Below are 8,946 nucleotides of genomic sequence, written 5' to 3'. Positions count from 1 at the left end.
CGACATCTCCTCCAGGTCGAGTTCGTACACGTCCGTGCCGTCGAAGCGCCCCGTCTCGAGGAGGATCCGGCTCCCGTCCGGCGAGAGGGCGAACGACCACTCGTGCCAGTTCCGGGTGTGCGTGATCTGTTCCGCCTCGCCGCCCGCGAGCGGGATCCGCCACACGTGCGCCTCGTACTGCGAGCGATCGTCGACGAAGAAGAGCTGGCTTCCGTCCGGATGGAACTGCATGTGCCCGACGGACCCCGGAACGTGGTGCAGGAAGCGGACGCCCCCCGTCGCCAGGTTTCGCACGAGGATGTCCGCTCCCTGACGGGTTCTCGCGGCGTAGGCGAGGAAGCGGCCATCGGGCGACCAGGCGGGGCGCGTGTCCCACGAGGCGCTGTCCGTGAGCTGGCGTGCTGCGCCGCCCTCGGCGGGAAGCGTCCAGATCTTCCCGAGGATGGAGACGGCGATCGTCGACCCGTCCGGCGAGAACGCGGGATCCCGGGCCCCGATGTCCACGGTCACGTGCGACTGCGCCTGAAGCGCTCCGACGCCGAACGCGAAGCCGGCCACGACCGCGGCGAGTCCGGCCACCCGACCCCGCCGTCCCCCGGCGCCCGGGACTGCCAGGCCCGTGCTATTGCTGTTCCGCGTGCTCATCCCCGCAACTCTCCGTTCCGTTCCATGTATCCGCTCAGTTCCAGGTAGACGCGCTGAATCGCACGCGGCTTCTGGCTGTCCCGAAGCGACCATTCCTCGATGGCGCCGAACGCTGCCGCCTCCGCCGCTTCCTCCGCGCTCAATCCATCGCCGTGGAATCGCGTCGCCTCCTCCACGACCCGTTGCACCGCTTCGCGGAACGACACGAGCCCCGCCTCGAGGACCTCCGGCGCCTCCATCACCCCGTGTCCGGGGATGTAGATATCCACGTCCATCTCGAGCGCGCGGTCCAGCATCGCCACCCACTCCGAGGGATACGCGGAACGCATCGCCGGGAAGATGTGCTTCAGGTACGTCTCGCTCATGAACAGCACCTTCCCCTCCGGCACGTATACGACGAGGTCCCCGCCCGTGTGCGCGCGGCCGAGGTGCAGGAGATGGATCTCGCGGCCGCCGAGTTCGAGCACCGTATTCTCGCCCACGATCTCCGTCGGGACGATCACCGGCGGCGCGCCCTCGGGCCGGTTCGGGTTGACCGCGCTCTCCTCCAGAATCGCCGCGGAGGTGGGGTGCGCGAGGAAGCGTGCCCCGGCCGGGAAGGCGGAGTTGCCGCCCGTGTGGTCCCCGTGGTCCGAGGCGACGACGACGTGCGTGATCGGTCGGTCCGTCATGCCCGCGATCGTGTCGACGAGCCGCTGCGTCTCCTCGGGATTTTCCTGCCCGTCCGCGACGAGGACGCCCTCCGACGTGATGACGATGAGGCTCACCGTCGTGATGATCTCGCCCCCCGTCGGGTGGATCTGCTCGTACGCGTAGACGTCCTCCGCCACCTCGATCACGCGCGGATAGTCCGCGTCCGTGAACCCGTGCTCGTAGGGATCGGACGTCTCCGGCCCCGCCGCTGCCGCGTCGGTCGCCGCGTCCTGCGAGGTATCGCCGGGCGCCCCGCAGGAGGCGAGGAACGGAATCGCCAGCCAGGAAACCCGAGGAGAAGTCCGCGGAACCATGCATGCCTCCCGGAAGGAGAGAAACCTGACCCGAATCTTCTCCCATCGGGGGTGCCACCCGCCAGACCCGGCCGGGCTGGTCCGAGTGGGAGCCGGGCTGGTCCGAGTGGGAAGGGATATGCTAGCGTTGGGAGTTGTCGTCGATCTTCCATGCTGCGTAAACGAGGTGTGCCATGAGACAGTCCCGATTGATCCTTCCCCTGATCGCGCTGTTCGCGGTCTCCGCTACGGCGCTGGCGGGGCAGCAGCGGAACATGACGCCCGAGGAGCGCGCCCGGATGGCTGCCGAGCGTGAGCGCCAGGTGCAGGAGGAACTCGTCTCCGAGCGGCCGATCGAGGCGTTCGACACGGTGTGGATCGAGGAGATGACGTGGATGGAGGTCCGGGACGCGATGGCGGCCGGGAAGACCACCGCGATCATCACGACGGGCGGGATCGAGCAGAACGGACCGTACCTCGCCACCGGCAAGCACAACTACGTCCTGCAGGGCGCCTGCGAGGGCGTGGCCCGCGAACTCGGCAACGCGCTCTGCGCCCCGATCATCAAGCTCGTCCCCGAAGGCGATATCGACGAACCCTCCGGGCACATGCGGTATCCGGGGACGATCAGCCTCCGCCAGGAAACCTTCGAGGCGGTGCTCGATGACGTCGCGTCGAGCCTCAAGGCGCACGGGTTCGAGCACGTCATCCTCTTCGGCGACAGCGGCGGGAACCAGTCGGGCATGGAGGCGGTGGCCGCCCGCCTGAACGAGCGCTGGTACGACGCTCAGGCGCACTTCATCCCCGAGTTCTATCGCTACCGCGACGTCCACGACTGGATGAACACCGAACTCGGCATCTTCGAAACGGACCCCGAGGGGATCCACGACGACTTCGTCATCACCGCGATCATGATGGTCGAGGACCCGACGATGGTGCGCTACGACGAGCGCGTGGCGGCGGGCCGGGCGAGCATCAACGGCGTCCCGATCGCCCCGAAGGAGGAGGCGATCGCCACCGGCAAGAAGCTGCTCGGCTTCCGGGTGAATGAGACGGTGAAGGCGATCCGGGCCTCGATCGAGGCGAGCATGGCGGAAGCGGGCCGGTGAGACCTGCCCGGATCCTGGCAACCCGTGGCAAGAGCGACGCGGGGGTTCGCCACGGGCTGCCGGCGCTCGCCGCGCTCGCGGCGGCGCTGTGCCTCGATACGGCACCGCTTGCCGGCCAGGTCCCGCTCGGCAATCCCAGCGGCCGGGGGCAGACGGTGACGCCCGCCTACGAGGGCTGGTATCCGAACGCGGACGGCACGCTGTCGCTCTCGTTCGGCTACTTCAACCGAAACTTCGATGAGACGATCGAGGTGCCCCTGGGGCCGGACAACGCGATCGAGCCGGCGGAGTTCCACGGGACGCAGCCCACCTCGTTCGCCCCGCGGCGCCACTATGGCGTGTTCGTCGTCCGGGTCCCGGCGGATCTCGGCGAGGGGAAGATCTACTGGACGCTGAAGATGCGCGGCCAGACGCTCCGCGTCCCGGGCCATGTGCACCGGGACTGGCAGATCGACGCGCTCAAGGGCGAAGCCGGAGACGGGAACACGCCCCCGGTCCTCCGCTTTGGAGCGGGAGATGAAGGCGCGGGACCGGCCGGCGCCTGGGGACCCCCCCTCACGGCCCGGGTCGGAGAACCGCTCGAGGTGAGCGTCCACGTTCGGGACGACGGCGTGGGACGCAGTCACTTTGTGGCGGGGAGCCGCGACGGCTCGCCGGTCAATCTCACGTGGTTCAAGCACCAGGGTCCGGGCGACGTGACGTTCGGCGAGCCCACCGCCCGTGTCCCGGCCAGCGGAGCCGAAGCCGCAACCCCGGTCACTTTCAGTGAGCCGGGCGACTACATCCTGCGCGTGCGCGCCAACGACGGTTCCGGTGTATCCGCCGCCGGCCACGCGCAATGCTGCTGGACGAACGGATTCCTCCGGGTCGTGGTCAACCCGTAACCGGGCGGATTCGACGAGGTGTGAGGAGAACGATGATGAGACAGTTCGATCCGACTTCCCTGAAGCGAGCCGCCGTCGCGTTCGGCGCGGCACTCGGCGCCCTGGGCGTCGCGGGGCCGGCGGGGGCGCAGGAGAACGGGTCCGGGGACGTGACCTTCAACCGGGACGTGGCGCCGATCCTCCAGGCGAACTGCCAGGAGTGTCACCAGGAGGGCTCCATCGCCCCGATGTCGCTCCTCACGTACCGGGACGCCTACCGCTGGGCATCGGGCATCCGCGAGAAGGTCTCGAACCGCGTCATGCCGCCTTGGCACCTCGACCCCACGGTCGGGATCCAGGAGTTCAGGAACGACCGCAGCCTGTCGAGCGCGGAGATCGAGACGATCGTCGCGTGGATCGATGGCGGCCGGGTAGAGGGCGACCCCGCGGACCTGCCGCCGCCCGCCGAGTTCCCCGATCCGAACGAATGGCGCCTCAGGGCCGACTTCGGGGAGCCGGATCTGATCATCGCCTCGGAGCCGTACACGCTGGAAGCCGAGACGATGGACAAGTGGTGGCGGCCGGTCACGCCGACCGGCATCACGGAGCCCCGCTGGGTGAAAGCCATCGAAATCAGGCCTGCGGGCAACGATGGGCGCACGATCACGCACCACGTCCTCGCCTTCCTCCAGCAGAACGAGGAGGAGAGCCCCATGAGCGCCCGCATCGTCGAGGCGAGCACGCGCGGGGGCGCGATGGGCGGCCCGGACCTCTTCATGGAGTGGGCCGTGGGCAAGGAGGGCGAGATCTTCCCCGAGGGCGCGGGCAAGATCATGCTCCCCGGCTCGCAGATCCGCTGGGAGGTCCACCTCCACGCGATGGGCGAGCGTGTCGAAGACAGCTACGTCGAACTCGGCGTCTGGTTCTATCCCAAGGGCGAGGAGCCCCGGAACCGCACGCGGCTCATGATCTACAACGCCACGGGCCGGACGGGCCTCGACATCCCGCCGGGCGAGATCGCGGTCACGCAGGACTTCCACACCCTGCGCTGGCCCGCTCGCCTGGAGAACTTCCAGCCGCACATGCACATGCGCGGCAAGGCCATGTCCCTCGAGGCGATCTACCCGGACGGCCGCAAGGAGTTGATCAACCAGGTCGACAACTTCCAGTGGAACTGGCACATCAACTACATCTACGAGGAAGACGCCGCCCCGCTCCTTCCGGCGGGGACGACACTCGTCATCACCGCCTGGCACGACAACACGGCCGAGAATCCGAACAACCCCGACCATGAGCAGTGGGTCGGCTACGGGGATCGGACGGTGGACGAGATGGCGCACCTGTGGGTCGATGTGACCTACCTCGATCCCCCGGAGTTCGAGGCGCTCGTCGCCGCCCGAGAGGAGGCGAGGCGCGCCGCGGCGGCTCAGACAAACAACTCGAACCGCTAAGCGTCAGACGGAAGCCGGAACCGGGCGCCGAGGGTCGAAGCCGATGGCCGCGACGGGTGGAGGCCTCACTCCCATGCTCGTCGTGCGGGACGTGGCGGCGAGTTCAGCCTGGTACGTCGAACTCTTCGGCTTCGTGAGCGGCCGGGGGGGACATCACTTCGAGCGGCTCCTGGCGCCGGATGGCAGCGTCGAACTGATGCTGCACCACCGCGAGTTCAAGGCTCACCCGGGCATGACGGACCCGCGCGAGGGGACGCCCGGCCGAGGCCTCCTGCTCTACTTCTACACGGAGGACGCGCAGGCCGTCTTCGAGCGCGCCCGCGCCATGGGGGCCGACTGCCTCGACGAACCGCACATGAACCCGAACGCCCGCTCCATCGAGTTCACACTCCGAGACCCCGACGGCTACCCCATCTCCGTCTCCCAGCGCCTCCCGCGAGACGACTAGTCCGAGAGTCGGTCGGTCAGCAGCTGAGGCAGTTGTGGTTGTTCTTCGCGCCCATGCCCTCGAGGAGGGCGATCGTCTCGAAGAACGGCTGCACGCGCTGGATCGGTCCGTTCGCCATGTCGACCGTCGTCTGGCCGCTGCGGGCCACGATCAGCGGGTCGGCGCCCTTGCCGACGAGGTACTCGATCAGCTCGTTGTCGCCGCGCGCGGCGGCGTAGTGGAGCGCGCCGAAGCCATCCGAGTCGCGGCCATTGACGTCCGCGCCCAGCTCGTCAACGAGGTATCGAGCCGTCGCCATCCATTCATCGGGCCGATGCCGGTGCTGGTTGCCCGTGCGTGAGCGCCCGTAGCCGTATCCCGCGGCAGCGACGAGCGGCGGGATGCCCGGACCCCCGACCTCGACCGGCGGCAGTCCACTCGGATCTTCTTCCTCGTCGTCATCATCGGAGGACCGGCGTCGGCGCTCGGGAGCCTTCTTCGTCGGCATGTGCGGATCGGCCCCGGCCGCCACGAGCATTCTCATCGCCGGGATGTCGAGCGCCTTCGCGGCGCGCCAGAAGGGCGACGCGCCGCTGAAGTTCACGCCCAGCAGGTCGAAGTTATACGCGGAGTACCAGATGTGCGTGTTCACACGCGCGTTCGGATCCGCCCCGGCGGCGAGGAGCATCTCCATCAGCTCCATGTAGTCGAGTTCCTGCTGCCGGAACGCGGTGGGCTGCGGGTACAGCGCCTTGGGCGCCCAGCGGTTGGCGATCGTCGCGTACAGCGGGGCCACGCCGTCCTCGCTGGCCAGGTTCGGGTCCGCGCCCTGCTCGAGCAGCCAGCCGGCGAGGTCGTAGTGTCCGTTCACGGTGGCGACGACGAGCGGCGTGCTCTCATCGCCCCCCGTCCGTCCGTCGATGTCCGCGCCCGCTGCGAGGAGAGCCTTGACGGTCTCGAAGTGGCCTTCGCGAACCGCGTAGTGAAGTGCGGTCATGCCGCCCTGCTTGCCGACGATGTCGGAGTAGCTCAGCGGCCGCGGCGCAGGCGTCGTCTCTTCGGGAGCCTCCTCTGCTTCGGGGGACTCTTCTTCGGCCGCGGCCTCCTCAGCTTCCTCAGCCTCCTCGGGTTCTTCCGCGGGCTCGGGGGGATCCTCGCCCTGCGCGGCCTCGGACTCCGGCGGCGGCGTCTCCTGGCCGGGATTGGCACCCGCACCCTGACCCGTCGCGGGGGCCGTGCCCGTCTGGTCCCGATCCGCTCGGTCGGCGGCTTCGCGCCGGGTCGGCTCCTGCCCGGACGGTGTGTCCGTACGGGTGATGCCGGCCACCACGGTCTCGCCGCGCGCCTCCGCTTCGGCCTTTCGAATCGCCGTGAGAACCTCCCGGCGACGGCCCCGGGCCTCGCTGTCGGTGCGCGCCTTCTCGACGAAGTCCAGGACGCGGGACGCAACCGACACGTCCGCGCCGTGCGCGATCAGGGTTTGCACAGCCTCGAGACGGCCGGCGGCAGCCGCGAAGATGAGTGGCGTCTGCCCGTTCGAGTTCTCTCGCGCGTCGACCTCGGCTCCGGCCCCGAGCAGGCTCGTGAGGGTCGGCACGTCCCCGCCGGCAGCCGCCAGGTGGAGCGGCGTAGCGCCCGTCGTCGTCAGCGCGTTGGCATCGCTTCCGGCTTCGAGCAGGAGGGTGACCGCGTCGGCCCGACCGTCCCGGCTCGCGAGGTGGAGCGGCGTGTAGGCGCCGAGGCGCGTGGTCGACGCGGCGTTGGCCCCCGCGTAGACGAGCACGGACACCATCTCCGCGTCGCCGTGCAGGGCCGCCCAGTGCAGCGCGGTCATTCCGTCGCCCTGGGCCGCGTTCACATCCGCTCCGTCGCGGAGGAGCGTCCGCACGGACTCGAGGTCTCCCCGCGCCGCCGCCTCCGCGACGGGGGCGTCCATCGCGGCGGCCGCCCACAAAGTGGTCGCGCAGAGCGCGACGAGGGCCCCGGCCCGAAGACCGGCCTTGCCGATTCTCTTCAACATCGATCTGCCTCCGACCCCCTGACCGACCCTGCGGCTCAGTCCTGCGCGACCGCCGAGAACGAGAAGTCGCCGGTGCTGTCGCCGAAACTCTCCATGTCCTCCAGGCCGAGCTTGTGCATCAGACTCAGCATCACGTTGGCCATCGGCGTCCCGTCCGGCGCCTTGATGTGCATGTTGCCTTCAAGTTCGCCGCCGGCCTTCCCGACCACGAACAGCGGGCAACGCTTGTGGTTGTGCAGGTTCGAGTCGCCCATCGGCGAGCCGTACAGGATCATGCTCTTGTCGAGCAGGTTCCCGTCGGGCTCCTCGATGCTGGCCAGCTTCTCGAGCAGGTACGGGACCATGCTCACGTGGTAGCGGTTGATCTTCTCGTAGTCGATCACCCGCTCCTCCCGGCCGCCGTGGTGCGAGGCCGGGTGGAAGCCGGCGTCCACGCCGCTGCCCGGATACACGCGGCCCGACCCGTCGCGGCCCAGCTTGAACGAGAACACCCGCGTGAGGTCCGACTGGAAAGCCAGTGCCTGCAGGTCGAACATGAGGCGAACGTGCTCGGCGAAGTCATCCGGCACGCCCGGCGGCGCCTCGGGAATCTCGCGCGTCTCGCCGCTCGTGTTGTGCGCCTCGATGCGCTCGATGCGCCGCTCGATCTCGCGGATGTTGTCGAGATACTGATCCAGCCGCCGCTGGTCCGTGGCCCCCACCGCGCGCTTGAGGCCGCTGACCTCTCCCATGATCCAGTCGAGGATGCTGCGGTCGGTGCGCCGGCGCTGAGCCCGGTCTTCCGCCGTGCCCCCGGCCCCGAACAACTGGTCGAACGCGGCCCGCGGGTCGCGGATCATGGGCAGCGGCTCCGTGGGCGACGCCCAGCTGATCGTGTCGGTGTAAACGCAGGCGTAGCCGTACGCGCACCCGCCGGCCTGGTCCACGTTCTCGATGCAGAGCTGCATGGAGGGGATCGGCGTGTCCTGTCCGAAACGCTGCGCGTAGTGCTGGTCCATCGAGGTGCCGACGAATACGTCGGAGCCCTCGGTCTGCTTCGCGTGCGCCTGCGTGAGGAAGGTGGCGCTGGAGCGGAAGTGGTCGCCGCCGATCTCCTTCGCCGTCTTCGCCTCCGCGTTCTCGATGTCCGTGTTCGAGATGATCGTCAGATAGTCTCGCCACGGTTCGAGCGGGCTCAGGCTGCTCGGCGTGAGGTCGAAGTCGCGCCCCACCTTCTCGGGCGACCACATGAACTGCGACGCACCCCATTCGTTGCAGCCGGCGGCGCCGTGCACCATCTCGATGGCCACGAACCGCTTCACGTCCGTGAGCGACTTCGTCGAGGCCCACAGCCGGCCGGCCGGCAGCATCGCATCGAGGAACGGCAGCGCCACCGTCGCCCCCACGCCCTTCAGGGCCATGCGGCGGGAGATGTGCTTACCTGTGATGAGTTCCATGCTCACTCC

At 69.0% G+C, this 8,946-nt stretch carries 7 protein-coding genes and 1 pseudogene; 4 read left to right on the top strand and 4 right to left on the bottom strand.

Going from position 1 to position 8,946, the window contains the following annotated elements; all coding sequences use genetic code 11:
- Together RN729_RS11525 and RN729_RS11520 are read right to left on the bottom strand one after the other, a co-directional pair.
- Window positions 1-645: pseudogene (locus tag RN729_RS11525) on the bottom strand (hypothetical protein); the annotation flags it as partial.
- Entirely contained in the window at window positions 642-1,652 is a 1,011-nt protein-coding gene (locus tag RN729_RS11520) for an MBL fold metallo-hydrolase (RefSeq protein ID WP_310784921.1), read from the bottom strand. The pseudogene RN729_RS11525 and the gene RN729_RS11520, both read right to left, overlap by 4 nt.
- 173 nt (window positions 1,653-1,825) lie before the next feature.
- Between RN729_RS11520 and RN729_RS11515 the strand changes: the two genes are divergently transcribed.
- Genes RN729_RS11515 through RN729_RS11500 form a run of 4 tightly spaced genes read left to right on the top strand, consistent with a single transcriptional unit; the run spans window position 1,826 to window position 5,502 of the window.
- Entirely contained in the window at window positions 1,826-2,740 is a 915-nt protein-coding gene (locus tag RN729_RS11515) for a creatininase family protein (protein WP_310784919.1), read from the top strand.
- Complete coding sequence (locus tag RN729_RS11510; RefSeq protein ID WP_310784917.1) at window positions 2,737-3,624, top strand: hypothetical protein; 888 nt, start codon at window positions 2,737-2,739, stop codon at window positions 3,622-3,624. The genes RN729_RS11515 and RN729_RS11510 overlap by 4 nt, the downstream gene beginning before the upstream one ends.
- Window positions 3,625-3,659: 35 nt before the next feature.
- Complete coding sequence (locus tag RN729_RS11505) at window positions 3,660-5,054, top strand: cytochrome c (RefSeq protein WP_310784915.1); 1,395 nt, start codon at window positions 3,660-3,662, stop codon at window positions 5,052-5,054.
- Window positions 5,055-5,097: 43 nt separating this feature from the next.
- The gene (locus RN729_RS11500; RefSeq protein ID WP_310784914.1) at window positions 5,098-5,502 is read left to right on the top strand and encodes a VOC family protein; all 405 of its coding nucleotides are present in this window, start codon (window positions 5,098-5,100) and stop codon (window positions 5,500-5,502) included.
- A 16-nt stretch (window positions 5,503-5,518) separates the two neighbouring features.
- Here RN729_RS11500 and RN729_RS11495 read toward each other — a convergent pair whose 3' ends face one another.
- Together RN729_RS11495 and RN729_RS11490 are read right to left on the bottom strand one after the other, a co-directional pair.
- Window positions 5,519-7,501 (bottom strand): ankyrin repeat domain-containing protein, encoded by a 1,983-nt coding sequence (locus RN729_RS11495; protein ID WP_310784912.1) that lies wholly within the window; start codon window positions 7,499-7,501, stop codon window positions 5,519-5,521.
- A gap of 35 nt (window positions 7,502-7,536) precedes the next feature.
- Entirely contained in the window at window positions 7,537-8,937 is a 1,401-nt protein-coding gene (locus RN729_RS11490; protein WP_310784910.1) for a DUF1552 domain-containing protein, read from the bottom strand.
- Between the last annotated feature and the right edge of the window lie 9 nt (window positions 8,938-8,946).

It is taken from the genome of Candidatus Palauibacter polyketidifaciens, assembly GCF_947581785.1.
Taxonomy (GTDB): Bacteria; Gemmatimonadota; Gemmatimonadetes; order Palauibacterales; family Palauibacteraceae; genus Palauibacter; species Palauibacter polyketidifaciens.
This window is presented reverse-complemented; position numbering and strand designations above follow the sequence as displayed.

Coding starts and splice junctions, on each gene's coding strand:
- RN729_RS11520 (WP_310784921.1), bottom strand. CDS start 1,652: ATGGTTCCGCGGACTTCTCCTCGGGTTTCCTGGCTGGCGATTCCGTTC.
- RN729_RS11515 (WP_310784919.1), top strand. CDS start 1,826: ATGAGACAGTCCCGATTGATCCTTCCCCTGATCGCGCTGTTCGCGGTC.
- RN729_RS11500 (WP_310784914.1), top strand. CDS start 5,098: ATGGCCGCGACGGGTGGAGGCCTCACTCCCATGCTCGTCGTGCGGGAC.
- RN729_RS11495 (WP_310784912.1), bottom strand. CDS start 7,501: ATGTTGAAGAGAATCGGCAAGGCCGGTCTTCGGGCCGGGGCCCTCGTC.
- RN729_RS11490 (WP_310784910.1), bottom strand. CDS start 8,937: ATGGAACTCATCACAGGTAAGCACATCTCCCGCCGCATGGCCCTGAAG.
- RN729_RS11505 (WP_310784915.1), top strand. CDS start 3,660: ATGAGACAGTTCGATCCGACTTCCCTGAAGCGAGCCGCCGTCGCGTTC.